Here is a 22,442-nt window from a genome sequence, read left to right on the forward strand (position 1 = left end):
ATGACAGGCACCTTCAAGACCACCGTCATGTGGCACGACAGCCGGGGCTTCGAATGCGAGGCAGAGGTTCAGGTGACCTACGTCAGGCGTCCCGGCTATCCGCAGACGCTGACCGACCCCGCCGAACCCGCATCGGTCGAGATTACCGACATTACGCCTCTGATCGCAGGGACATTCCTGCGCGAAGGCCTGCTCGAAGACGACGGGCTGATCAAGGAATGTTTCGAACACTGGTGCGACCGAGAAGCGGCCGCCGAAGAAGCGCGCGCTGACGATTGGCGCGAGCGCCTGCGCGAGGAGTTCTGATGATGACCGACAACCCGTTTGATCGCGGTTACATCGCTCCCGAGCCGGTCGACGATCAGCCGGAACAGGCGCCGAAGCCGAACAAGGGCCGCGTCGTCTATCATTATGACGTCGAGCAAGGCACGGCGGAATGGATGAAGCTGCGGACCGGCGTTCTGACCGCCAGCGAAATGAGCAAAATCCTGACACCGACGCTCAAGGTCGCGAACAATGACAAGGCCCGCTCGCACCTTTGGGAATTGCTCGCACAGCGCATCACCGGGTTCGTCGAAGAGAGCTTTGAAAGCTGGGACATTCTGCGCGGCCGCGAGGATGAGATGGAAGCGCGGATGGTCTACTCCCGCGAATATGCGCCGGTCGAAGAATGCGGCTTCATCACGAACGACAAGTTCGGTTTTACAATCGGATTCTCTCCTGATGGCCTTGTTGGTGAGGATGGCTTGATCGAGTGCAAGTCAAGGAAACAGCGTCTTCAAATCCAGACGATGATCGAAAACACTGTTCGGGATGAAGTCCCGGCTGAGTTCATGCTGCAATGTCAAACTGGCTTGATCGTAAGTGAGCGCAAGTGGATCGACTTCGTCAGCTACAGTGCCGGTCTGCCTATGGTTGCAACGCGGGTTGAGCTTATCCCCGCCTATGAGGATGCCATCCTCTCGGCCGCGCAAAAGTTCGAAGATGACCTTGCTGACAAGAGAGTAATTTTCGATGCGTTGCTGGCATCCGGGGCGCGCTTGATCCCGACTGAGCGTGTCTCGCGGGAGATGCACGCATGAAGCTGATCCCACTAACTAAAGGCAAATTCGCGGTCGTCGATGACGATGATTACGACGCGATATCCTCATCGAAATGGAATGCCTCCCCTACCCACTTGGGGACTTTCTATGCGGCCCGGTCCGAAAAGCAGGAGAATGGCAAATACTCCACTGTTCTGATGCACCGGATCATCAACCGCACCCCGAAGGGAATGCAGACCGATCATATCAACGGCGACACCCTAGATAATAGGAAGAAAAACCTTCGGAGCGTCACGCCACGCCAGAACGCCCAGAACAGCGCGCCCAATCGAAGGCGCGAATATTCGGCTCATAAAGGCGTGACTTGGCACAAGCGCGACAGGCGATGGGTTGCGAAGATCGTGGTCGACAGTCGGCCGATCCACCTTGGTTATTTCACAGACGAATTGGAGGCAGCGGCGGCATACGCCTCGGCCGCCGCCCGCCATTTCGGACCGTTCGCCCGCACTCAATCAGGAGACCGACATTGAGCGACATGACGCCCGTCATTGAGGCGAAATCAGACCAATTGAATGCCGCCGATTTGGTCGGGGGCCCGATCACGGTCACGATCACCCGCGTTGATGTTCGGGATGCCAAGGAGCAGCCCGTCAGCGTCCACTATCAGGGCGACGACGGAAAGCCATGGAAGCCGTGCAAGTCGATGTGCCGGGTTATGGTCGCAGCGTGGGGCCCCGACTCCAAGACCTATCCGGGCAAGATGCTGACGCTCTATTGCGACCCGACCGTGAAGTGGGCCGGGATGGAGATCGGCGGCATCCGCATCAGCCATATGTCGCACATCGACGGGGCGCTATTGACTGCGGTCACGCTGTCCAAGGGAAGCCGCAAGCCCTACCGCGTCGAGCCGTTACAGGTCAGCGATCGGCGCGCGGATAACGGCGCGCGCGAGGTTGCCGACGACCTAATCCGTCGCGCGCATGCTGCCGATGGGCCGGACGCTTTGCGCGCGCTGGCCGAGCGTGAAGCCATCATCAAGCGTCGGGATTGGCTGCGGCAGGAAGCGCCGGACATCGCCGATGAGGTCGACGATGCTTTCCGTATCGCCCAGCCCGCCGACACCGCCACCCCCGACAACCCGACCGCACAGGAAGGCCGGTCGGACGAGGATATGGGCGAGGGGTTCAATGACGAAGCCCCGGCATGGCGCGCCGTCGTCGACGCTCACCTCGACAGCATCCAGAAGCTGGAAACCATGATCGACGTCAAGGGCGCGGTCAACCAGTTCGCCGCGACCAAGCGCGGGCTGCCGGATGACGTGATTGCCGACATCGAAGCTGCCGAGAACAGCGCGCTGATGCGGTTTTCGACCGCTGCGGCGGGGTGAGTTTCCACCAGCAGGGAGCCGGGCGGCGCCAACAACCCGCCCGGTGAATTTTGAAGGAGAATGACGATGGGAATTTTGAACATGCTCGGCCTGATGCGGGTCGAGGATCACAAGCGGATCGTGGCGAAGCAAGATGCGGTGATCGACAAGGCAGCGGGCCACGTCGCTGCCGAAGAGTTTTCCGGCGTCGTCGGCCTGCCGAACAAGGTAGCTCTGGCCGTCCAGCGCCTCAAGGAAGCCCGCGACAGCCAGTTCAAGAACCGGCAGCGGTATCTCACGGCAGAGGACCGGGTGACGTCGCTGCGGCGCGAGGTCGAAGAGTGGCAAGGCAAATTCAACGCCGCCGTCAAAGACCTCGAAGCGCAGTCCGTCGAACTCGCTGGTTTCCGCGCCAAGCGTGACCGGGACAATGCTGGTCGGCGCGAACGCCGCGCACGAAATGCCACCGGCGCGCAGAAAAGTGGACCGGCGCGCACGAAGAAGGGAGCGGCGTGATGGCGTCCGACCCGTTCTATGTCGTGTGGAATCCGAAAGGACCGCACTCGCCGCGTGAGCGTCATCGGGCATTAAGCCTTGCCGAAGCGGAAGCTGAGCGGCTGGCGATGAGCAATCCCGGCCAGGACTTCTATGTCCTGCAAACAGTCAGCCGGACGAGGGTTGCCAAGCCGGTCGAGATCGAGCGTTTCGATACGGACATTCCGTTCTGATGCTCCCCCGTTCCGCCTTCGCCCCGCGCAAGAAGAATGCACCGCGAGCCGCATGGAAGGTCGCCTGACAATGGCTACGATGATCTGTGCCCACTGTGGGATCGAGCGCCAGCGATCCGCTGGAGAAATCAACAGGGCCGTCAAGAACGGGCGGCCGCTCTATTGCTCCCGATCATGCAGTTATGCGTCGAGAAGAACCGAGCACAGGGCGCTCGGATGGCACGCCAGGCGTTTCGAGGAGCGCGCCGGAACAGTTAATGTCGCGTGCATGGAATGCGGCAAGCAGATGTGGCTTCCGCCATCTAAGGCGGATGAATACCGCAGATGCAGCCCGGAATGCTCGGCGCTTTCGCGCGAAAAGGCCGTAAGAGCGCGAACCAAAACATGTGAAACGTGCGGCAAAGACTTTGTTCCCCGTCCTCGGCAGTTAGCAATGGGCGGCGGACGGTTCTGCTCTCAACAGTGCAATACGTCGATCGCGACAGCAAACAAAGACCCTGAATTTCAGCGCCGCGCCGCAGAGGCATGCCGGAAAGCGAGGGCTGAAGGAAGGATTTCATACCCTACCGGCAAGGACAGCCTTCATTGGAAGGGCGGCATTAAGGCGACGCTAGAGCGACGTAGAGTCAACGGCAAGGCTGCCGCGTCCATAAGGGCATACAGGGCGAACAACCCTGACAAAGTCCGCGAGTTCGCCAGCCGACGCAAAGGCAGGAAGGTTGGACGACTTCCGCGCGGGACGATCGCTCGGATCGGCGAGAGCCAGCGCTGGCGTTGCGGTATCTGCCGCGTCAGCATCCGCAAAAAGTTCGATGTCGATCATATCCAGCCGCTCGCTCGCGGCGGACGCCACGAGCCACGTAACATCCAACTGCTTTGCCATACCTGCAATATCAGGAAGTCTGCGCGCGACCCGATCGTCCACATGCGTTCGCTTGGGAGGCTCCTGTGAACGTGCGGATCAACCATGGCCGGATCAAACCGCGCTACAACCCCAAGCCCAACGCTGCCGAGCGGCGGCACAAGGACCGGGTGAAGCGGATGCCCTGCTGTGGATGCGGGCGGCGCGGGCCTTCGGATGCTCACCATACGCTCCTGCCGGTTCCGGGCAAACGATGGCGCCGGGATCACGAATTCATCGTGCCGGTCTGCAAGGATTGCCACCAAGGCACCAACGGCATTCACGGCATCGGACACGAGGGCCTTTGGTGCGACCGGGTTGGCGTGGACACCGCGGCGATTGCGACCCGGCTGCGCGCCGAAAGCATTGAAATCGGAATTTTACCGAAAGGATCATGCTGATGACCTATGGTCAAACCGACCGGATATTCCGGGCTACGCGGCGCTCCGGCTATCAGACGCAATGGCAGCAGGAGAGGGCGCGAGGACCGATCCTGCCGATGGAGCGGCCCCGGCGTGGGCTTCTGGCGCGGGTGCTGGGTCGATGACCACCGCCAACCTCAAAGCCGCCGCCCGCCTCGCGCGTGAAGCCTCGCGGGGCCGTCGCACGATAGAGATCGTCGTGACCGAGATCGGCGTCATCGTGCGCGGTTGGACCGTTGTGCGCGAGCAGATGACGGCGGCGTCTCACGAAGTCCCTTGGCGTGAACTGTCCGCAGCGGAGGACTTGGCATCGAACGCCGTTGTCATGGTCGATCGGCGGCTTTCGGCGATGGAAGGGGTTGAGTGATGGCGATCTTGCGTCAGAACTTCCCCGTCCTAGGCGGTGCCGTGAACCGTGGCCATAGCCTGACCCCGCATCCTGCAGACGGCACCATTGCCCATGTCGATTGCGGCGATGGCGCGTGGATCGACATTCCGGACCCGACAGCAGAAACCCCGCTTGAATGGTCGATGCGCTATGGCGACCCCGAAAGCGTGCGGTTCACGGTCGCGTCCATCCTCTCCAGCTACCAATATCTCCTTTGCGCCGAAACCACCAAGGAGGCGCAACGTCGCATCGCGTTGGCTCGACGGGCTGTCCGTGAACTGTGGGAGCAAGGACCGCTGCCAGACAGGTCAACATTCGCAGAGGATGTCGCGTGATGCCGTGGGCCGTCCACAATCTCGCCGCACCCGCTGTCGAAATCGACGACCACGGCACCATGACGCTCGACGGACAGACTCGCATTACCCTGCCTGAACCCCTCGCAACATTCGATACCTTCGACCTTGCAGAAGAGTGGAGAGAGGCGAGGTTGGCTGAGATGAAGGGGGAGGGACGGTGAACGCTCCGACCCGTATCGAGCGGATTCCGCATTGGCCGCAGATGATGACGCGCAAACTTGCGGCTGACTACTGCTGCCTTTCGGAAGCGCAGTTTCAGCGCGAGATTATCGATGGCCGGCTGCCCGATCCCGTCGTCTTGGGCGGGGTGGACCATTGGCACCGACCGACACTCGACCGCCATCTTGAAATGATCGCTGGCGCGGTTAGCGACTGGCGGAGCAGAAGCCCGATGTATGCCAAAAGCCGCTGAAATCCCCCACGTCAAGCGCGTGCGCTCAAAAGGGCGGGACTATTATTATTACGACACGGGCGAGCTCAAGCCGAACGGCACCAAGCTGTTCAAGCGGCTCCCCGACATCAAGGCGCCGGACTTCGGGGCGAAACTCGCGGCGCACGATGCTTGGAGAACCAAGAGGGCAAGCGCGCGGGCGGTCGGGCTTAGCGTTTCCGGCCTCATCCGCTATTACCGCACCAGCCCCGAATTTGCCCGTCTCGCGGATTCGACTAAGCGGGTCTACACGATCTCGCTCGACAAGATCGACGCCGAGATGGGCGAGGCGCCGGTAGATGACGTGACGCCGAAGGACACGGCCACCTTCATTTCCGACATGGGCAATGCGCCTGGAGCCGTCAACATGGCGCTGGCTGTCCTGTCGTCGCTCTATAAATGGGGCAGGCTCAAGCATCATGTCGAGCGCACGACTGACCCGATCGGCGACCATAAGCCCGTCCCAACGGGTAGCCATGATCCTTGGCCGGAGCATGTCCTGCAAACTGCTCTCGACAGCGACAAGCCCCGCGTGAAGCTGGCGGCACATCTGCTCTATTACACGGCCCAGCGCATCGGTGATGTCTGCAAGATGACGTGGAGCGACGTGCGGGATGGCATGGTCACGGTCAGGCAGGACAAGACCGATAAGACGCTGACTATCCGCCTGCACGCCAAGCTCCGCGACCTTCTGGCGGACACGCCGAAGCGGGGCATCACGATCCTGACCACCGAATATGGGCGGCGCGCCAGCACCAAGACGATCCGCAACGACCTACAGCATTTCGCCGCCGAGCATGGGGCCAAGGTCGTCCCGCACGGACTGCGCAAGAACGCCGTCATCGCCTTGCTCGAAGCCGGTTGCACGGTGGCGGAAACCGCAGCGGTATCGGGGCAGTCGTTCGAGATGGTCGAGTATTACGCGCGGCTCCGGGATCAAAAATTGCTCTCTTCGGCGGCCATTCTCAAGTGGGAGAACCGAAAGTGAACGGGAAAACGTTTAGAAAACTCGCCCGCGACTCGCGGAAAATCAGGGCTTGCATTAACGAAGGGATTTACGGCAACAGGTAAATGCGATCAGTCGAAGCGGTTGTTCCGCGGGAAGCCCGTGGGGGGCATCCGTCCCGATGCGCTGCGCGCGACGCGCCAGGGGCCGAGATCGCTTTCGGTGCGGGTGCGGCCGGTGTCGCCGCCCATCGTCCAGCTTAGCCCCTCGGCGAAAACGAAGCTGATCGCATCGGACAGGCCGCCATCGCGATACTTCTGCAACGTTACCCCTTGTCCCCTCGCCATCACCGGCATTTCGGTGATCGGAAAGACCACGAGCTTGCGGTTCTCGCCGACGACGGCGATGCTGTCGTCGCCGGGCGCGATCGGGCGGACGACGGAAAGCTGTGCCTTCGGTTTCAGGTTGACGACGTTGCGGCCCTTGCGCGTCTCGGCGACGACGTCGGCCATCTGGGCGATGAAGCCGTGGCCGCTCGTCGAGGCGAGGAGCAGGCGCCCCTCGGCGCTCGCCGGGATCATCGCGACGATGCGCGCCTCGGGATCGATGTCGACCATCAGCCGCAGCGGTTCGCCGAAGCCGCGCCCGCCGGGCAGCTTGTCGGCACCGACGGTGTAGAAACGCCCGTCGCTTGCGGCAACCAGCAGCTTGTCGGTCGTCTGTGCGTGCGCGGCGAAGGCGAGTTCGTCGCCTTCCTTGAACTTGAACTCGCCCCACTGGTCGGACGCGACATGGCCGCGCTGGGCGCGGATCCAGCCGCGCTTCGAGAGGATCACCGTCACCGGTTCCTTCTCGATCATCGCATCGAGCGGAATGTCGCGCGCGGGCGCCGCTTCGGCCAGTGTCGTGCGGCGCGCGCCGAGCGCGGTGTCGGGGCCGTAGACGGCGCGCAGCGCGCCGAGGTCGCGCTTCAGCCGCGTGCGTTGGCGCGCCGGGCTCTCGACCAGCTTGACCAGTTCCTCGCGTTCGGCGGTCAGCGCGTCCTGCTCGCGCTTCAATTCCATTTCCTCGAGCTTGCGCAAGGACCGCAGGCGCATGTTGAGGATCGCCTCGGCCTGGCGGTCGGTGAGCAGGAACTCGGCCATCATCACCGGTTTGGGCTCGTCCTCGGTGCGGATGATCTCGATGATCCGGTCGAGGTTGAGGAAGGCAATCAAATAACCGCCGACCAGTTCGAGCCGGTCATCGATCTTGGCGATGCGATGTTTCGAGCGGCGGACCAGCACGACGATCTGATGCTCGAGCCATTCGGTGAGAAGCTGGTGCAGCCCCATCACCTTCGGCGTCCGCGTCGCGTCGAGGACGTTAAGATTGAGCGCGAAGCGGCTTTCGAGTTCGGTCAGCCGGTAGAGGCTTTCCTTGAGGATGTCGGGGTCGACGTTGCGGCTCTTCGGCACCAGCACGATCCGCAGGTCTTCGGCGCTTTCGTCGCGGACATCCTCGAGGATCGGCAATTTCTTGTCGGCGATGAGCTGCGCGATCTGCTCGATCAGCTTGCCCTTGGCGACGCCGTAGGGGATTTCGCTGACGACAAGCTGCCAAGTGCCGCCCGGCTGCTTTTCGATGCCGGTTTCTTCCCACGCCCCGCCCGCATCCTTGCCGGTCGAGAAGCGCGCGCGGACGCGGAAACCGCCGCGGCCGGTCTCATAGGCATGGGCGATCGTCTCCGGGCTGTCGACGATGATGCCGCCGGTCGGAAAGTCGGGGCCTTTGACATGCTCGAGGAGGTCGGCGAGCTCGGCCTTCGGATTCTCGATCAGCAGCAGCGCGGCGTCGATCACCTCGGCGGCGTTGTGCGGCGGGATGTTCGTCGCCATGCCGACCGCGATCCCGCTCGCGCCGTTGGCGAGCAGGTTCGGGAACAGGCCCGGCATGATCTCGGGCTCTTCGTCCTCGCCATTATAGGTCGGCTTGAAATCGACGGTGCCCTCGTCGAGCCCCTGCATCAGGTCGATCGCGACGCGCGTCAGCCGCGCCTCGGTATAGCGGTAGGCCGCGGCATTATCGCCGTCGATATTGCCGAAATTGCCCTGGCCGTCGACGAGCGGATAGCGGAGCGAGAAATCCTGCGCGAGACGGACCATCGCGTCATAGACCGCGGTGTCGCCGTGCGGGTGGAATTTGCCGATCACGTCGCCGACGACGCGCGCCGACTTCTTGTAGCCCTGGCTCGGGTCGAGCCGCATCGCGCGCATCGCCCACAGCAGGCGGCGGTGAACGGGCTTCAGCCCGTCGCGAAGATCGGGCAGCGAGCGCGCGGTGATCGTCGAGAGCGCATAGACGAGATAGCGTTCGGACAATGCGCTGTCGAACGGGGTGTCGATGCCGTCGCCCGGGGATTTTCGGGGCTCAGAAGGGGGAAGGTCGTCGGAAGTACTCGCCATTGCCCGGAGCCGATAGCAAGGCTGGCGCGCCAAGGCAAAGACGAAGCATCGCCCGGCTGCGGCGGGAGGCGGCGGGGCCTGTTTTGGGGTGGAATGCCGACATTAAATTGCTAGAAATCTCGGCGGGCACGGAGGGGAATAGTCGTTGTCGTTTGAGGACATAGCACTTCGGTCGGTCATTCTATGGATCTTAGGCGAACTTGGCTGGAGCCTACTCGTCGCGCTCGTTACCACCGCGCGGCCCGGAATTGGCGCTTTCCTCGCTTATGCTGCGTTCAAAGGTTGCGTATTGCTGGGTTGTTTTGGCTTCGCTCTCCTCAGCGTAGAAGGTTTCGCTGTATACACCCTTTGGGCAGGTATAATCGGCTCCCTGACCTTTCTCGCATCGTGGTGGGTCAGTCTTATAATTCGCCAATTCCTTCAGAACTTTTTCTTCCGAAAGGTAGGAATTTCGCCGAAGCCGATTAGCTGGTTCGGCGAGCAAAGATCGCGAAAACAGAGACCTCGCAAGCCCCACATCTAGTAGGGATGTGAAAGGCGAATGTCTGCAATCGGTCGTTAGCCGCCGTTCGCGAACTAGCCATTCTTCTCCCGGGTCGCGGGGACTATGCGGCTTTTTTATCCTCGGCGATCATGTTCTCGGCAGCGCCGCCGTGAGCGGCCCTCGGCCTTCGCACTAATAGAGATTGTCCTTATAATCCTTGTCGAGCGCCTTCTGCATCAGGCCGGGGATCGAGACCGCGGCGCTGGCGATGCGGGCGCCGAGTCCCTTGTCCTTGTTGAGCCGCAGATGCTCGGCGAACATCTTCGCCGGCTTGATGTCGGCGGGGGCGGCTGCGGCGGGCCAGAGCCGGGCGCGCGCCAGCGCGGTGCTGGGCCGGAGCGTGATGGCGAGGCCCTGCACCGCGGTGACGAGTAGCGGCGTCTTGCCTTGCACCGCGAAGGGCGCGCGTGCCGCTTCGTCGCTGGTCGGGGACGCGGTGCCGGTCAGCACCGCGACGGCGGACGCGCCGGGCAGCAGCAGCGCCGCGGCGATGCGCGGCTGCGCGATGATGTTGCGGAAACTGTCGGTGCGGCGGTTGCCGGGGCGGTCGGGGAACCAGAGCGCGCCGTCCGCCAACCGCGCCATGCATCCCGCCGGGTCGCCCTTGGGGCTGAGGTCGGCGTGTCCTTGCGGGTCGACGGTCGCCAGCGCCATGAAGCGGCTCGCCGCGACGAAAGCATCCACCGCGTCCGGCGCGGTGTCCAGCGGCTCTGCCGACCAGAAGTCCGAACGGATCAGCGCCTTCGCGCAATGGACATAGCATTCCTCGACCGCGATCCGCGCGATGCCCCCTACCGTGTCAGCGACCCGGCCGTTGATGCGCAGCGTCTCGCCGATGCCGGGCAGCAGGAACAGCGAACTGAACCCCGCGCCCGGCCGCACCAGAGCGGGATCGTCGATCAGATCGAGCGGCACTGACAGCGTCGCGGCATCGGCGGTAGCAAAGCCGGGCGCGCCGCCGCCGATGGTGATTGCGATCGAGGCGCCATCGCCGAGTCCTGCGAACATCAGCGGCGATGCCGCGAGCCAGCGCCGCGCGGTCGCATCGACATGATCGATCACCTTCAGGTTGATCGCGGGCGGTTGTTTGCCGACCACCGCTTCGAGCGCGGCGATGCTGTCGATGACGTTCATGCGGTTCCTTTCGAGCAGATCTTCATCATGTCATAGTTGCAAATGACTCGCAATAACATATAAGCGCGCAGCATTCCGCACGGAGAATGGCATGTACGCCCTTGTCGACCGGCCGGTCGAAAGCCTGACCAACAGCGGCCGCTTCCTTTTATGGGCGATGCGCGGCTGGACCCATGCCGCGACGCGCGGCGCCTGTCCGCCGCAGGCGCTGCATCGCGGTTTTGCCGATACGGGCGCACTGGCGGGGCTTCCCGATTTCCATGTCGCGATGGCGCTCCTCGCCACCGGCGCGTCCGCGCCGATCGAACTGGCCCCGATGCCCTGTATCCAGATTTCAGAGCATGAAGCAATTCTGCTTGGACTCTGGCGCGATTTTTCGCTGGAGGACGGGCCTGCCGCCCGTGCCACCCTCGCCCTGCTCGTCGGCAATTCCAGCGTCGGACCGGTCGCCCATGCGATGTGCGCGGCGATCGAAAGACTGGCCTTCGCGGGATTCCACCTGTCGGTCCTCACGGCCGGCGCCATGAAGCATCAGGAAAGTCCAAAGTGATGAGTGATCGTATTGCCGCAGCCGCCAAACTGGCCCCCTCCGCCTCGCTGACCGTCGAGGACGTGCTGCGGGTGCGCCACTGGAACGAGCATCTGTTCAGCTTCTCGATCACCCGCCCGCCGAGCTTTCGTTTCCGTTCGGGTGAGTTCGTGATGATCGGGTTGCCGGGCGGCGCAGGACGGCCGCTGCTGCGCGCCTATTCGATCGCGAGCCCTGCCTGGTCGGACGAGATCGAATTTCTGTCGATCAAGGTGCCCGACGGCCCGCTGACCTCGCGCCTCCAGAAGATCGCGCCGGGCGATCCCATCTACCTCGGCCGCAAGCCGACCGGGACGCTCGTCGCCGATGCGCTGCTGCCGGGCAAGCGGCTATTCCTGCTCTCGACCGGCACCGGCCTCGCGCCGTTCCTCAGCCTGGCGCGCGATCCCGACATCTATGACCGCTTCAGCCAGGTCGTGATTGTCCATTGCGTCCGGCAGGTCAGCGACCTTGCGTTCCGCGAAGAGCTCGAAAGCCAGCTCGCGGGCGATCCGCTGGTGCAGGATCAGGCGCTGCTGCAATTCCATTATCTGCCGACGGTGACGCGCGAACCCTTCCGTATCGAGGGGCGCATCGACGCGCTGATCGACAGCGGCCGCCTGTTCGGCCATCCGCTGACCGGCCCCGGCGCGTTCGACCCCGCGACCGATCGCATCATGATGTGCGGCAGCATGGCGATGATCCGCGACCTGCAGGCGCGCTTCCTGTCGCTCGGCTTCAAGGAGGGCTCGAACGCCGCGCCCGGCGACTTCGTGATCGAGCGCGCGTTCGTGGGTTAGGGCTTGCCAGCGTAAGCCTTCACCAGATCGTACATATAGTCGCGCCCGACATAGACCGACCGCACCTCCATGCGTTCGTTGAGGCCGTGCGCGCCATTGCCGTCGGGGTCGCCCCACATGCCGGGGATGCCATAGGTCGGGATGCCGACCGCGCCGAGGAAGGTCGCGTCGGTATAGCCGTTCGCCATCGCGGGGACGACCTTCAGCCCCGGCCAATATTTATCGACCAGCGTCTGCATCGGCCCGATCACCTTGGGGTCGAGCGGCGGCGCGGGCGGGGCGGGGCGCTTGGGCGCGAGCTGGGTGACGGTGACGCCCGGATCGCCGATCAGCGTCGCGAGTTCGTCGCGGATCGATTCGATGCTGTGACCGGGGAAGATGCGGCAATTGATGTTCGCCCCGGCGCGCTGCGGCAGCGCGTTCGCCGCGTGGCCGCCGTCGAGCAAAGTCGCGACGCAGGTCGTGCGCAGATTGCTGTGCAGGAAGGGATCCTTGTTGACGATCGCCTCGGCCGCTTTGTCGGTGGGGTCCTTCGCGAGCGCAACCATTGCCCGGCCGGTCTCGTCGCCGCGCGCCGCGCCGGCTTCGGCGAAGAAGCGCCGCGTCGTGTCGGTCATCTCGAGCGGGAAGTCATAAGCCGCGATCTTCCCCAGCGCGGCTGCGAGCTCGTAGATCGCATTGGCGGGAACCGGCGCCGAACTGTGGCCGCCGGGGTTGCGGGTTTCGAGGCGGAAGTTGGCGAAGGTCTTTTCGCCGACCTGCACCGATTGGCCGAGCAGCTTGCCCTTTCCGTCGCTGTCGCCGCCGCCGCCTTCGTTGAGGGCGAATTCGGCATCGATCAGGTCACGCTTGTTCGCGGCGAGCCATTCGGCGCCGTTGAACGCGCCGTTGGTTTCCTCGCCGCAGGTCAGCGCGACCTTGACCGTGCGTTTGGGCTTGTAGCCTTCCTGTTTGAAGCGGATCAGCGTGTCGATCCAGACCGCCGCCTGCGCCTTGTCGTCGGCGGTGCCGCGACCATAGAAATAGCCGTTTTCCTCGACCATCGTGAACGGGTCGCGCTCCCAATCCTCGCGCTTCGCCTCGACGACGTCGATATGCGCGATCAGCAGGATCGGCTTCGCGGTCTTCGAGGTGCCGGGATAGACGGCGACGAGGCCGCCTTCCTTCGGATGGTCGGGAGTGCTGAAGAGCGTAAGTTGATCGTCGGCGAAACCCGCCGCCTTGAGCCGCGCCGCCATGCGCTCCGCGGCGAGGGTGCAGCTTCCCGAGGAGAGCGTCGTGTTGGTCTCGACCAGTTCCTTGTAGAGGTCACGGAAAGCGAGCTGCTCGGGGCGCGGCGCTTCCTGCGCCAGGCCCGGCGTCGCCATCAGCAGCGCGGACGCCAGCAGCGCGGTTGCCTTCCTCATCGTCTCTCCCCTCTTCCTGAAAGCTGAGAAAGCTAAGGAGCAGAAAGCGGAGCGGGCCGCAAGCCGCTTGCGCCCCCGCGGGCTTTCGCGCAAGTGCTGCGAAGGGGAGAGAAATTTGACCGCCATCGCTGACGATCCGCCCGGACTGGTGGCGCGCGCCGTGCGGCGCCTGCTGTTGCTGCTCTATCGCATGCGCGGCTGGAAGGCGGTGGGGGAGGTGCCTGAACCGCGGCGCTTCATCATCATCGCCGCCCCGCACACGAGCAACTGGGATTTCGTCAACTATCTCGGCCTCACCGCCGATCTGGGGGTGCGGCCGCATTTCATGGGCAAGCTGTCGCTGTTCCGCTGGCCGATCGCCGGCTTCATGCGCCAGATGGGCGGGGTGCCGGTCGATCGCGCCCATGCGAGCAACGCGGTGCAGCAGATGGTCGATGAATTCGCGCGCCGTGCCGAATTCATGCTGACCGTCGCGCCCGAGGGGACGCGCGGCAAGGCGCGGAAATGGCGCACCGGCTTCTACCAGATCGCGCTGGCGGCGAAGGTGCCGATGGTCGTTGGGCTGATGGATTATGGGACCAGGACCGGCGGGCTCGGCCCGCTGATCTGGCCGACCGGCGATTTTCGCGCCGACATGATGAAAGTGTTCGACGTCTATAAAAGCTGTATTCCCAAATTCCCCGAGCGCGCGGTCTGCTCGATCGACGACATCGTGGGGACGGAGGAAGAAGGAGCAGGCGGATGAGCGGCTTGCCCGCGATGCTGGGGGTGAATTTTGCGGCGTTGATTGCCGTGGTGCTGATCCTGTGGGCGGTCGCCGTCCGCATCCGCGACGTGTCGTTCATCGATGCTTTTTGGGCATTCGGCATGGTGATGCTGGCTTGGGCGAGCGCCTTGCAGGCCGGGGTTGGCGCGCCGCACGGGCTGTTGCTGCTCGGGCTCACGACCTTGTGGGGCTTGCGTCTCGCCTTCCATCTGTTCCGGCGTTGGCGCACAGCGGGCGAGGATCCGCGCTATCGGAAGATCCTCGGCGGCGTCATGAAGCAGCGCGGCTGGAGCTGGCCGCGCTCGGCGCTGGTGATGGTGTTCCTGATGCAGGCGCCGCTGCTCTTCGTCACTTGCCTTCCCGCGCAGATCGGTATCTGGGCGAGCACGGCGGACGCGGCGCCCGCCGTCGGCGTTGCCGGATGGATCGGCGCGATCGCGGCCCTGACCGGGATCGCGTTCGAGAGCATCGGCGACGCGCAACTCGCGCGATTTCGCGCCGATCCCGCGAACAAGGGCAAGGTTCTCGACACCGGCCTCTGGCGCTATACGCGGCATCCCAATTATTTCGGCGACGTGCTGACATGGTGGGGCCTGTGGCTGATCGCCGCCGACCTCGGCCCGTGGGTCGCGCTCGCGAGTGTGATCGGGCCGGTATTTCTGACCTTCACCCTCACCAGATGGTCGGGCAAGGCGCTGCTCGAAAAGGGGCTGCAGAAATCGCGCCCCGGCTATGCCGATTATGTCCGGCGCACCTCGGGATTCATACCATGGCCGCCAAAGACCAAGGTCTAGGCGCCCCCGAAACCGCTGCCGACGTTTCGGCGCTCGGCGATGCGCCGCGCATCCGCGCGATCCTGACCGAGGTGGCGCGTGAGGGGCGGAGCGTCAGCTATTCCGAACTGCTTGGCGACCTCGGCTTCCGCTTCACACGGCCCAAGATGCGCGCGGTGTGCCGGACGCTGGCCGAGGTCGACCGTCTCTGCGCCCTCGACGGCGAGCCCGACCTCGCGGTGCTGGTGGTGCGCGAGAGCGACCGCCTGCCGGGGCAGGGCTGGTGGGTCGGCGGCACCGCGCTGCTCCTCGGCTACGACGGACCGTGGGAAGGCGCCGCGGCGGCGCGGTTTATCAAGGAGCAGCAGCAGGCGGTGTTCGATTATTGGGGCAAGCTGCAAGGGGATGTCAGAAATGAATGAAATGATTGCGCGCCTGACGGCTATTGCCGCTTTGATCACCGCGCCGTTTGCATATGCCCAAACACCTGCCCCCCCAATTCCGCCGCCTGCGCTCGCGTCTGACGGAGTGCCGGCCCGAAAGATGTCAAGCACGGAAGCATTAAACACCCTGTTCGAGCTAAATGGTCCTTTGGCCGCCACTTCGGGCCAGTGTCAAACCCGGCCATTCGGCCTTCTCGCGCGCGCGCTTCAATCCGAAGCCGAAAGCGTATCGAAAAAAAAGGAACAAGAGTCTGCGGTCGAATATCAGGAAAGGCTGAGGCGAACGGCACAAGTTATTTACGGCAGGCAAATTTCCGTCTGTCTGCCTTTTGACGGACCCGGTGTAGCGATGACCTATTCTCCATCCGAACAGATGATTTACGGACGGTTTAACCGTGAGTTCGATGTTGATGTATTTAGGAAATCGCGAGGGCCTCAGACCATCCCTACGGACACCACGCCATTTAAAGTCGAATTGACCGAGGGGTTTGTTAGTGCTGCCTCACTTGATATTCCGAAGGCCATGCCATGCCTGATCGAATGGAACCGACGTGAGCTTGAGCAAAAAATGCCCGAGCCGCCGAAGGAAGAGCCTTGGCGTGAGTCATTCAAATGGCCGAGGAATGAATTCGAATTCCGGATGCCCGCCACGGCGGGCGACGAAACGTCGCTCAGGTCTCGCGGCCGCTTCATCATCGTTGGGCGGCTCACCTCCCCATGGTTCGCCGAGAGCGGGCGAAATCTACCCGCGACCCGCCATGATCCGATCATAAGAGACGACACCGTTTTCACCCTTCACATCGCCGCAGAAAAGTTCGTCGTGCTGGATGCCGCCGGGAAAGAACGCTGGTCTTGCTCCGTCTCTTCGCAGGCTCAATAATAGCGCGTGTTTGTTGTCGCTCCGGTTTTTTACTCGGAAGCGGTTCGGCAGGTGCCCCGCCCGTCAGGTCTGGAGCGAGATGGCCTGATTGGGGCCATAGTTCCTACTTTTTGAGCCCGATCTCGCGCAACCGCTCCTGCAGATATTCGTCGGCGGTGATCGGCGTCGGATAGAGGTTCGGATGCGACGCATCGATGCAGCTTTCCAGCGTCCGAATCGGATAGTCCGAGCGGAAATGCAGGAAGAAGGGCATCGAATAGCGCGCGACGCTGGCGCGGCCCGCGTCGGGGTTGCGGACGCGGTGGGTGGTCGAGGGGAGGCGGTTGTTGGTCAGCCGCTGGAGCATGTCGCCGACATTGACCGCCATCGCGCCCGGCGGCGGACTGACCGGAAGCCACGACCCGTCCTTGTCGAGGATTTCGAGCCCCGCTTCCTCGGCGCCCAGGAGGAGCGTGATCGTGTTGATGTCCTCATGCGCCTCGGCGCGAATGCCCTTCGCGGGGCCCGCGACCGGCGGATAGTGGAGCAGGCGCATCACGCTGTTGCCGTCCTGCACCGTGTCGTCGAAGAAATCGGGGGCGAGGCCGAGGTAGCGCGCGATCCCCGACAGCAGCCGGCCGCCGACGCGGTCGAATTCGGCGAAGAGCTTGTCGTAAACGGCGCGGAAGCCATCGACCTCGGCGGGCCAGACATTGTTCGGCTGCTGCGCGGCGAGCCGGTGGCCTGCGGGCAGGTCGCGGCCGACGTGCCAGAACTCCTTGAGGTCGACCTCCTTCGCGCCCTTGGCGATCTCGGTCCCGAACGGCGTGTAGCCGCGCGCGCCGCCGCCGCCGGGGATGTGATAGGCGCGCTTCGCCTCCTCGGGCAGCGCGAAGAAGGCCTTCGCCTTCGTCCAGGCATCGTCGATCAGCGCGGGGTCGATGCCATGATCGGTGATCATCGCGAAGCCGAAGCGCTCGAACGAGGCGCCGAAGTCGTGCGCGAATTGCTCGGCGGGGAGCGACATGGAAATGACGGGAACGGCAGCGGTCATGCGGTGGAAGTCCATTCGATTCAGGGGCGGCGCCCGGCGGGCGCTGGATGAATCGCGATTTAGGCGCTGCGGCGCGCGGGTTAAAGGGAAAAAGGCGGTTTCGTCCCGCGCCGGGCTCGGCTAGACCCGCCGCCATGGCAAAGCAATATTGGCTGATGAAATCCGAACCCGATGCCTATGCGTGGGACCAGCTCGTCAAGGACGGCACCGGCATCTGGGACGGGGTACGCAATCACAGCGCCAAGCTCAACATGAAGGCGATGAAGGTCGGCGACGAAGCGCTCTTCTATCACAGCAATATCGGCAAGGAATGCGTGGGGATCCTGACGATCACCGAAGAGGCCTTTCCCGACCCGACCGCCGAAGAGGGATCGCCGTGGGTCGTGGTGCGCGTCGCGCCGGTGCGCGCGCTTGCGCATCCGGTGACGCTGGCGGCGATCAAGGCCGACCCGAAGCTTGCCGACATGGACCTCATTCGCCTGTCGCGCCTGTCGGTCGGGCGCGTGAAACCCGACGAGTGGAAGCACATCCTGAAGATGTCGGAGACGGCGGCGGGTTAATGCTCCCCGTCATTGCTTCGCTGCGCTCGTAATGACGAGCTTTAGGAAGTCTATCGCAGCTTTATTTGCAGATGCTTTGCCACCGACGGATGCAGCGGATTGACGAACTCGCAGCCGAAATTATTGCCGTCGGCGCGGCGGACGACGGCTTCGAGCTGTTGCAGGCCGGGCAGGTTGACCCAGATGTGCTTGCCGATCTTGGGGCGCGCGAAGGTGACCATGCGAAAGCCCGTCGAGGAGAGATCGAACAGTTCGACGTCGAACGGGTTGAAGCCTGGCTCGCGAAAGCGCGCGCGACCGCACACGGGCGCGCGCTCGGCGCCTCGCGTCCGCGCTACCGGTTTGCCGTTGGTTGTCGTCTGCACGGTCCTGCGTCCCAGCCTCATCTGATTCGGGCCGAAACTAGCGCCCCATTGGTTATCCTAAAGTGAAGAAGCATGGTGAATTTCACGGGTGCGGCGGCGCGTCTCCGACCGCCATCAAATGGCCGGGATAGGGCGCGACGAGCCCGCTCGCCTCGCGCCAGTCGGCGGTCAGCCAGCGCTCCTGGTCCTCGGGCGCAAGGATCAGCGGCATGGCATTTGGCTGATAACGTTCGAGGAGGCTGTTGGGATCGGTGACGAGCAGCGCGAAGCTCGGCCAGTCCCCGGTCTGGCGCTGGATCCCGGCAAAAGCGAAAATCGGCCGGCCGGGAAGCGAGAACCAATGCTGGCGGCGTGCGCCGTCCGGACCCGACCATTCGGCATAGCTCGTCGCCGGAATCAGGCAGCGAAGTTCGGGATGGCGCAGCGTGCCGATCCAGAAAGGGCTGGCGAGGTTGCGGACGCTGGTGATCGGCCGCGTCCCGCGTGGCGGCGGCGGGACGCCCCACAATCGCGGGCGCAGAAAACGGCGCGGCCCGCCGCGGCTGTCGGGGACGATCACCGGCGCCGGACGGCCGGGCGCGACATAGTCGCCCGTCCATGGATCGTCGCCGGTCTCGACCCCGAAAGCGCTGGAAATCTGCGCCGCCGTGGCGTCGAGGCGATAGAGTTGCATCGCCTCGGCGTCCGCTAGTCGAAGGACACGCGGCCGCGTCCGGCCTTGACCGTGGCGCGGGCTTTCTTGCTGTCGACGCGCCGTGCCTTGGCCGCCTTGCTCGGCTTGGTCTTGATGCGCTTTTCGGGGCGGACGAGCGCGGCATCGACCAGCTCGCTCAGCCGTTGCCGCGCGTCGGCGCGGTTCGCTTCCTGCGTGCGAAAGCGGCGCGCGAGAATGACCAGTTCGCCCTCGGTCGTCATCCGGCTGCCCGCGAGCGTCTTCAATCGCCGATAGGCGTCGGGGGGCAGGCCAAGCGCGTAGACGTCGACGCGAAGCTGGCAGGCGGTCGCCACCTTGTTGACATTCTGCCCGCCCGGCCCCGTACCCGCGAGGAATTTTTCCGTGATCGCGCTTTCGGGGATGTCAGCCACGGGTCGGCGCCGCGCCTTCCGGCGGCTCGAACCCCAGCGCCGCGAAGCGGTCGGGGAAGGGGGCTTCCGCAATGATCGACGGCTTGACGTCACGTTTGACGACGAGCCGTTCGGCATGGAGCATCGTGCGGTCCCTCCGCCCGCCGGTGCCGTAGACGGGGTCGCCGACGATCGGAAAGCCGAGCCCTTCGAGCGCGTGGACGCGAAGCTGGTGCGTGCGCCCGGTCTCGGGACGGAAGCGGAGCAGCGCGCGGCCGCCCGCGACCGCCAGCTTTTCCCAATGCGACACCGACGGCTTGCCTTTCGGGTCGACGACCATGCGCCAGCCGGCTTCGGCGGTCGACGTCTTGCCGAGCGGCAGGTCGATAATACCGCGGTCGTCCGCGGGCACGCCGTCGAGAATCGCGAGATATTGCTTCTCGACCTCGCGCCCCTCGAAGGCGCGGGTGAAGCGCCCGTGCGCCTTGGGATTGCGCGCGAGCAGCAGGCAGCCCGAGGTGTCACGGTCGAGCCGGTGAACCGCGAGCGGCCAGCGCTTGAAGCCGAAGCGCAGGCTGTCGAGATGATTTTCGAGGCTGAGGCTGCCGTCGCGCGGCGGATCGACCGGCAGGCCTTCGGGCTTGTCGATGACGAGTGCCTCGCCGTCGAGGAAGAGAATGCGATCGGAAAGCAGCATGGCGCGCCTATAGGCGAAGCCGGGCGCGACGCCAACTTTCCCGATATGGAACAGGAGCAAGCTCCGGGATCTCCGATATTTACAATATGGCAAGGCATTGCGGGCATTGCGGACCCTGGACTTAAGGGGTGGGTAAGGCTTCGTGGCAGCGAGCATCGAGAAGAGCGAGCGGGACGATGGCGCGGCGAACGACGGCGCGCGCGGATTTTTCGGCAAGATCGGCGCTCGCAAGGCGCGGTCGCGCGGCGACGCATCCGAACCCGCCGCGCATCTTGATACCCGCGAAGCGCTGCTGCTCGTTCGCAATTACGAGGAAAGCAACCGCGGCTGGTTCTGGTCGACCGATGCGAATGGGCGGCTGACCTATATCACCGACGCGGTCGCGCGACTGATGGGGCGGACGGGCGGCGCGCTGCTCGGCACCAGCTTCACCGACCTGTTCCTTCCCGTCGACAGCCATGGCGAGCGCCAGCGCACCTTGCCGTTCCTGATGACCCGCCAGTCGAAATTCGACGAACTGCCATTGCGCAGCGCCTTCGAGGGCGACGATCGTTGGTGGGCGGTGTCGGGATCGCCGCATTTCGACGGCGGCGGCCGCTTCACCGGCTATCGCGGCAGCGGCGCCGACATCACCGCGCAGCGCCGTTCGGCCGAGGACGCTTCGCGGCTTGCGCTCTATGATTCGCTGACCGGGCTCGCGAATCGCTTCCATATCTCGAAGAAGCTCGACTCGACGCTCGCCGCCTTTACGCAGCAGCAGCGGAGCTGCGCGATCATGCTGCTCGACCTCGACCGTTTCAAGCAGGTCAACGACACGCTGGGACATCCGGCGGGCGACGCGCTGCTCAAGCAGGTCGCCGAGCGGCTGCTCAAGATCGTCGGCGACAAGGAGATGGTCAGCCGCCTCGGCGGCGACGAATTCCAGATCATCCTTCCCGACGTCGAGGATCGCGGCAAGCTGGGCGACATGGCCGCCGACATCATCGCCAGCCTGTCGCAACCCTATTCGGTCGAGGGCAGCCGCTGCATCATCGGCGCCTCGGTCGGTGTCGCAATCGCGCCGTTCGACGGGCTGACCAGCGACGACCTTGTCCGCAACGCCGACCTCGCGCTCTATGCCGCGAAGGGCAACGGCCGCGGTCGCTTCGCTTTCTATTCGAGCGATCTGCACCAGGCGGCCGAGGATCGCCGCAAGCTCGAGGAGGATCTGCGCGACGCGCTGACGCGCGGCGAGATGGAACTGAGCTATCAGCCCGTGGTCAACGCGCAGTCCAACATGGTGACCGGGGTCGAGGCGCTGATCCGCTGGACGCATCCCGAGCGCGGCGTGATTTCACCCTCGGTTTTCATCCCGATCGCCGAAGAGGCCAATCTTATCTGGTCGCTCGGCGAATGGGTGCTGCGCAAGGCCTGCGAGGAGGCCGCGCGCTGGCCCGGCGAGCTGCGCGTCGCAGTCAATGTCTCGCCGATCCAGTTCGCCAACGCCGACCTGCCCAAGGTCGTGGCGAACGCGCTCGCCGCCGCGGGGCTGCCGCCCGATCGGCTCGAGCTCGAGATCACCGAAAGCGTGTTCCTCGCCGATTCGAACGAGACGGCGCGGATGTTCAAGGCGCTGAAGGGGCTCGGCGTGCGCCTCGCGCTCGACGATTTCGGCACCGGCTATTCGTCGCTCGGCTATCTGCAATCGGCGCCGTTCGACAAGATCAAGATCGACCAGAGCTTCGTGCGCGGGGCGACCCAGAAGGGGTCGCGCAACGCGGCGATCATCGCCGCGATCGTCGCGCTCGCTGAGGCGCTCGACATGGAGACGACCGCGGAAGGCATCGAATCGCACGACCAGCTCGACCTGATCCGCAAGCTCGCGGTCAGCCATGTACAGGGCTATATCTACAGCCAGCCGGTATCGAGCGACGAACTGCTGGGCCATGCCGAGGCGGGATCGTGGATCATCAAGCCATCGGGCCCGGCGCGCCAGCGCAACGACCGCTTCCAGATGTTCCGCAAGGTCGGCGCGGTGCATGGCAACCACCGCTACAATGTCGTGATCCGCAACCTGTCGGCGACGGGTGCCTTCATCGAGGGCATTTTGGACGTGCCGAAGGGGACGCAGTTCGTGATCGACTTCGGCGAAGGCCAGCTTGCGACCGCGACGGTACGGCGTTCGATGAAGCATCAGCAGGGCATCGAATTCGAGCAGTCGCTGGTCAGCGACGGCAATGGCGGCCTCTGCACCCGGCACCGCGTCTCGCCCTATCTGATCGCGGCGGCAAGCCAGCAGGCGCAGGCGAATATGGCGCTGCCCGCCTTCACCACGACCAACGACTGGCAGGCGGCCTGAGGGCGCCCGCGGCGCAATCTCGACTTTTGGCGCGGGCGCGGCCATA

At 64.3% G+C, this 22,442-nt stretch carries 29 protein-coding genes; 21 read left to right on the forward strand and 8 right to left on the reverse strand.

What is annotated here, in order from left to right:
• From ACVENA_RS02570 to ACVENA_RS02630, 13 genes are all read left to right on the forward strand, one after another.
• Entirely contained in the window at positions 1 to 306 is a 306-nt protein-coding gene (locus ACVENA_RS02570; protein ID WP_449327516.1) for a hypothetical protein, read from the forward strand.
• A complete protein-coding gene (locus ACVENA_RS02575; RefSeq protein WP_449327517.1) occupies positions 306 to 1,082 on the forward strand; it encodes a lambda exonuclease family protein in 777 nt (258 codons plus the stop codon). The genes ACVENA_RS02570 and ACVENA_RS02575 overlap by 1 nt, the downstream gene beginning before the upstream one ends.
• On the forward strand, positions 1,079 to 1,573 hold the full coding sequence (locus ACVENA_RS02580) for an HNH endonuclease (protein ID WP_449327518.1): 495 nt from the start codon (positions 1,079 to 1,081) through the stop codon (positions 1,571 to 1,573). Before ACVENA_RS02575 ends, ACVENA_RS02580 begins: the two co-directional genes overlap by 4 nt.
• A complete protein-coding gene (locus ACVENA_RS02585; RefSeq protein ID WP_449327519.1) occupies positions 1,570 to 2,430 on the forward strand; it encodes a hypothetical protein in 861 nt (286 codons plus the stop codon). The genes ACVENA_RS02580 and ACVENA_RS02585 overlap by 4 nt, the downstream gene beginning before the upstream one ends.
• Before the next feature lie 66 nt (positions 2,431 to 2,496).
• Positions 2,497 to 2,925 carry a hypothetical protein gene (locus tag ACVENA_RS02590; protein WP_449327520.1) on the forward strand — a complete coding sequence of 143 codons (429 nt, stop codon included), beginning with the start codon at positions 2,497 to 2,499 and terminating at the stop codon, positions 2,923 to 2,925.
• Positions 2,925 to 3,137 (forward strand): hypothetical protein, encoded by a 213-nt coding sequence (locus ACVENA_RS02595; RefSeq protein WP_449327521.1) that lies wholly within the window; start codon positions 2,925 to 2,927, stop codon positions 3,135 to 3,137. The genes ACVENA_RS02590 and ACVENA_RS02595 overlap by 1 nt, the downstream gene beginning before the upstream one ends.
• Positions 3,138 to 3,570: 433 nt before the next feature.
• A complete protein-coding gene (locus ACVENA_RS02600) occupies positions 3,571 to 4,089 on the forward strand; it encodes an HNH endonuclease (protein ID WP_449328883.1) in 519 nt (172 codons plus the stop codon).
• Positions 4,086 to 4,439: a hypothetical protein gene (locus ACVENA_RS02605; protein ID WP_449327522.1), complete on the forward strand. Its 354-nt coding sequence runs from the start codon at positions 4,086 to 4,088 to the stop codon at positions 4,437 to 4,439. Before ACVENA_RS02600 ends, ACVENA_RS02605 begins: the two co-directional genes overlap by 4 nt.
• 142 nt (positions 4,440 to 4,581) lie before the next feature.
• Positions 4,582 to 4,827: a hypothetical protein gene (locus ACVENA_RS02610; RefSeq protein WP_449327523.1), complete on the forward strand. Its 246-nt coding sequence runs from the start codon at positions 4,582 to 4,584 to the stop codon at positions 4,825 to 4,827.
• Positions 4,827 to 5,183 (forward strand): hypothetical protein, encoded by a 357-nt coding sequence (locus ACVENA_RS02615; protein ID WP_449327524.1) that lies wholly within the window; start codon positions 4,827 to 4,829, stop codon positions 5,181 to 5,183. Before ACVENA_RS02610 ends, ACVENA_RS02615 begins: the two co-directional genes overlap by 1 nt.
• Positions 5,183 to 5,365 (forward strand): hypothetical protein, encoded by a 183-nt coding sequence (locus ACVENA_RS02620; RefSeq protein ID WP_449327525.1) that lies wholly within the window; start codon positions 5,183 to 5,185, stop codon positions 5,363 to 5,365. Before ACVENA_RS02615 ends, ACVENA_RS02620 begins: the two co-directional genes overlap by 1 nt.
• Positions 5,362 to 5,616, forward strand: a complete 255-nt coding sequence (locus ACVENA_RS02625) for a hypothetical protein (RefSeq protein WP_449327526.1) — start codon at positions 5,362 to 5,364, stop codon at positions 5,614 to 5,616. The genes ACVENA_RS02620 and ACVENA_RS02625 overlap by 4 nt, the downstream gene beginning before the upstream one ends.
• 19 nt (positions 5,617 to 5,635) lie before the next feature.
• On the forward strand, positions 5,636 to 6,622 hold the full coding sequence (locus ACVENA_RS02630) for a tyrosine-type recombinase/integrase (RefSeq protein ID WP_449327527.1): 987 nt from the start codon (positions 5,636 to 5,638) through the stop codon (positions 6,620 to 6,622).
• An 89-nt stretch (positions 6,623 to 6,711) separates the two neighbouring features.
• On the opposite strand, the gene parC is transcribed toward ACVENA_RS02630, so the two are convergent.
• Both parC and ACVENA_RS02640 read right to left on the reverse strand, forming a co-directional pair.
• A complete protein-coding gene (parC, locus tag ACVENA_RS02635; protein WP_449327528.1) occupies positions 6,712 to 9,024 on the reverse strand; it encodes a DNA topoisomerase IV subunit A in 2,313 nt (770 codons plus the stop codon).
• Positions 9,025 to 9,700: 676 nt separating this feature from the next.
• Positions 9,701 to 10,702 (reverse strand): pyridoxamine 5'-phosphate oxidase family protein, encoded by a 1,002-nt coding sequence (locus ACVENA_RS02640; protein WP_449327529.1) that lies wholly within the window; start codon positions 10,700 to 10,702, stop codon positions 9,701 to 9,703.
• A 91-nt stretch (positions 10,703 to 10,793) separates the two neighbouring features.
• Here ACVENA_RS02640 and ACVENA_RS02645 point away from each other — a divergent pair, with 91 nt between their 5' ends.
• Together ACVENA_RS02645 and ACVENA_RS02650 are read left to right on the forward strand one after the other, a co-directional pair.
• Positions 10,794 to 11,252 carry a hypothetical protein gene (locus ACVENA_RS02645; RefSeq protein ID WP_449327530.1) on the forward strand — a complete coding sequence of 153 codons (459 nt, stop codon included), beginning with the start codon at positions 10,794 to 10,796 and terminating at the stop codon, positions 11,250 to 11,252.
• Positions 11,252 to 12,070 (forward strand): ferredoxin--NADP reductase, encoded by an 819-nt coding sequence (locus ACVENA_RS02650; protein WP_449327531.1) that lies wholly within the window; start codon positions 11,252 to 11,254, stop codon positions 12,068 to 12,070. Before ACVENA_RS02645 ends, ACVENA_RS02650 begins: the two co-directional genes overlap by 1 nt.
• On the opposite strand, the gene ACVENA_RS02655 is transcribed toward ACVENA_RS02650, so the two are convergent.
• On the reverse strand, positions 12,067 to 13,476 hold the full coding sequence (locus ACVENA_RS02655) for a M20/M25/M40 family metallo-hydrolase (protein WP_449327532.1): 1,410 nt from the start codon (positions 13,474 to 13,476) through the stop codon (positions 12,067 to 12,069). The two genes, ACVENA_RS02650 and ACVENA_RS02655, sit on opposite strands and share 4 nt — an antisense overlap.
• A 115-nt stretch (positions 13,477 to 13,591) precedes the next feature.
• On the opposite strand from ACVENA_RS02655, the gene ACVENA_RS02660 reads away from it, so the two are divergent.
• From ACVENA_RS02660 to ACVENA_RS02675, 4 genes are read left to right on the forward strand one after another with little or no spacing between them, the layout of a single operon-like run.
• Complete coding sequence (locus ACVENA_RS02660; RefSeq protein WP_449327533.1) at positions 13,592 to 14,221, forward strand: lysophospholipid acyltransferase family protein; 630 nt, start codon at positions 13,592 to 13,594, stop codon at positions 14,219 to 14,221.
• On the forward strand, positions 14,218 to 15,036 hold the full coding sequence (locus ACVENA_RS02665) for a DUF1295 domain-containing protein (protein ID WP_449327534.1): 819 nt from the start codon (positions 14,218 to 14,220) through the stop codon (positions 15,034 to 15,036). The genes ACVENA_RS02660 and ACVENA_RS02665 overlap by 4 nt, the downstream gene beginning before the upstream one ends.
• Entirely contained in the window at positions 15,012 to 15,437 is a 426-nt protein-coding gene (locus ACVENA_RS02670) for a ribose-phosphate pyrophosphokinase (RefSeq protein WP_449327535.1), read from the forward strand. Before ACVENA_RS02665 ends, ACVENA_RS02670 begins: the two co-directional genes overlap by 25 nt.
• Positions 15,430 to 16,338: a hypothetical protein gene (locus ACVENA_RS02675; protein ID WP_449327536.1), complete on the forward strand. Its 909-nt coding sequence runs from the start codon at positions 15,430 to 15,432 to the stop codon at positions 16,336 to 16,338. The genes ACVENA_RS02670 and ACVENA_RS02675 overlap by 8 nt, the downstream gene beginning before the upstream one ends.
• A 103-nt stretch (positions 16,339 to 16,441) precedes the next feature.
• On the opposite strand, the gene ACVENA_RS02680 is transcribed toward ACVENA_RS02675, so the two are convergent.
• On the reverse strand, positions 16,442 to 17,371 hold the full coding sequence (locus ACVENA_RS02680) for an isopenicillin N synthase family dioxygenase (RefSeq protein ID WP_449327537.1): 930 nt from the start codon (positions 17,369 to 17,371) through the stop codon (positions 16,442 to 16,444).
• A gap of 134 nt (positions 17,372 to 17,505) precedes the next feature.
• Here ACVENA_RS02680 and ACVENA_RS02685 point away from each other — a divergent pair, with 134 nt between their 5' ends.
• Complete coding sequence (locus ACVENA_RS02685; protein ID WP_257547956.1) at positions 17,506 to 17,931, forward strand: EVE domain-containing protein; 426 nt, start codon at positions 17,506 to 17,508, stop codon at positions 17,929 to 17,931.
• 50 nt (positions 17,932 to 17,981) lie between these two features.
• Here ACVENA_RS02685 and ACVENA_RS02690 read toward each other — a convergent pair whose 3' ends face one another.
• From ACVENA_RS02690 to ACVENA_RS02705, 4 genes are all read right to left on the reverse strand, one after another.
• On the reverse strand, positions 17,982 to 18,296 hold the full coding sequence (locus ACVENA_RS02690; protein WP_257547958.1) for a PilZ domain-containing protein: 315 nt from the start codon (positions 18,294 to 18,296) through the stop codon (positions 17,982 to 17,984).
• Positions 18,297 to 18,378: 82 nt separating this feature from the next.
• Entirely contained in the window at positions 18,379 to 18,969 is a 591-nt protein-coding gene (locus ACVENA_RS02695) for an SOS response-associated peptidase family protein (RefSeq protein WP_449327538.1), read from the reverse strand.
• 14 nt (positions 18,970 to 18,983) lie between these two features.
• The gene (gene arfB, locus ACVENA_RS02700) at positions 18,984 to 19,382 is read right to left on the reverse strand and encodes an alternative ribosome rescue aminoacyl-tRNA hydrolase ArfB (RefSeq protein ID WP_257547961.1); all 399 of its coding nucleotides are present in this window, start codon (positions 19,380 to 19,382) and stop codon (positions 18,984 to 18,986) included.
• Positions 19,375 to 20,058 carry an RluA family pseudouridine synthase gene (locus ACVENA_RS02705; protein WP_449327539.1) on the reverse strand — a complete coding sequence of 228 codons (684 nt, stop codon included), beginning with the start codon at positions 20,056 to 20,058 and terminating at the stop codon, positions 19,375 to 19,377. Before ACVENA_RS02705 ends, arfB begins: the two co-directional genes overlap by 8 nt.
• A gap of 142 nt (positions 20,059 to 20,200) precedes the next feature.
• Here ACVENA_RS02705 and ACVENA_RS02710 point away from each other — a divergent pair, with 142 nt between their 5' ends.
• Positions 20,201 to 22,396 (forward strand): EAL domain-containing protein, encoded by a 2,196-nt coding sequence (locus ACVENA_RS02710; protein ID WP_449327540.1) that lies wholly within the window; start codon positions 20,201 to 20,203, stop codon positions 22,394 to 22,396.
• The last annotated feature ends 46 nt before the right edge of the window (positions 22,397 to 22,442 follow it).

It is taken from the genome of Sphingopyxis sp. 550A (assembly GCF_053569535.1).

Coding starts and splice junctions, on each gene's coding strand:
- ACVENA_RS02570 (WP_449327516.1), top strand. CDS start 1: ATGACAGGCACCTTCAAGACCACCGTCATGTGGCACGACAGCCGGGGC.
- ACVENA_RS02575 (WP_449327517.1), top strand. CDS start 306: ATGATGACCGACAACCCGTTTGATCGCGGTTACATCGCTCCCGAGCCG.
- ACVENA_RS02580 (WP_449327518.1), top strand. CDS start 1,079: ATGAAGCTGATCCCACTAACTAAAGGCAAATTCGCGGTCGTCGATGAC.
- ACVENA_RS02590 (WP_449327520.1), top strand. CDS start 2,497: ATGGGAATTTTGAACATGCTCGGCCTGATGCGGGTCGAGGATCACAAG.
- ACVENA_RS02595 (WP_449327521.1), top strand. CDS start 2,925: ATGGCGTCCGACCCGTTCTATGTCGTGTGGAATCCGAAAGGACCGCAC.
- ACVENA_RS02600 (WP_449328883.1), top strand. CDS start 3,571: ATGGGCGGCGGACGGTTCTGCTCTCAACAGTGCAATACGTCGATCGCG.
- ACVENA_RS02610 (WP_449327523.1), top strand. CDS start 4,582: ATGACCACCGCCAACCTCAAAGCCGCCGCCCGCCTCGCGCGTGAAGCC.
- ACVENA_RS02615 (WP_449327524.1), top strand. CDS start 4,827: ATGGCGATCTTGCGTCAGAACTTCCCCGTCCTAGGCGGTGCCGTGAAC.
- ACVENA_RS02620 (WP_449327525.1), top strand. CDS start 5,183: ATGCCGTGGGCCGTCCACAATCTCGCCGCACCCGCTGTCGAAATCGAC.
- parC (WP_449327528.1), bottom strand. CDS start 9,024: ATGGCGAGTACTTCCGACGACCTTCCCCCTTCTGAGCCCCGAAAATCC.
- ACVENA_RS02640 (WP_449327529.1), bottom strand. CDS start 10,702: ATGAACGTCATCGACAGCATCGCCGCGCTCGAAGCGGTGGTCGGCAAA.
- ACVENA_RS02645 (WP_449327530.1), top strand. CDS start 10,794: ATGTACGCCCTTGTCGACCGGCCGGTCGAAAGCCTGACCAACAGCGGC.
- ACVENA_RS02650 (WP_449327531.1), top strand. CDS start 11,252: ATGAGTGATCGTATTGCCGCAGCCGCCAAACTGGCCCCCTCCGCCTCG.
- ACVENA_RS02655 (WP_449327532.1), bottom strand. CDS start 13,476: ATGAGGAAGGCAACCGCGCTGCTGGCGTCCGCGCTGCTGATGGCGACG.
- ACVENA_RS02665 (WP_449327534.1), top strand. CDS start 14,218: ATGAGCGGCTTGCCCGCGATGCTGGGGGTGAATTTTGCGGCGTTGATT.
- ACVENA_RS02670 (WP_449327535.1), top strand. CDS start 15,012: ATGGCCGCCAAAGACCAAGGTCTAGGCGCCCCCGAAACCGCTGCCGAC.
- ACVENA_RS02675 (WP_449327536.1), top strand. CDS start 15,430: ATGAATGAAATGATTGCGCGCCTGACGGCTATTGCCGCTTTGATCACC.
- ACVENA_RS02680 (WP_449327537.1), bottom strand. CDS start 17,371: ATGACCGCTGCCGTTCCCGTCATTTCCATGTCGCTCCCCGCCGAGCAA.
- ACVENA_RS02685 (WP_257547956.1), top strand. CDS start 17,506: ATGGCAAAGCAATATTGGCTGATGAAATCCGAACCCGATGCCTATGCG.
- ACVENA_RS02695 (WP_449327538.1), bottom strand. CDS start 18,969: ATGCAACTCTATCGCCTCGACGCCACGGCGGCGCAGATTTCCAGCGCT.
- ACVENA_RS02705 (WP_449327539.1), bottom strand. CDS start 20,058: ATGCTGCTTTCCGATCGCATTCTCTTCCTCGACGGCGAGGCACTCGTC.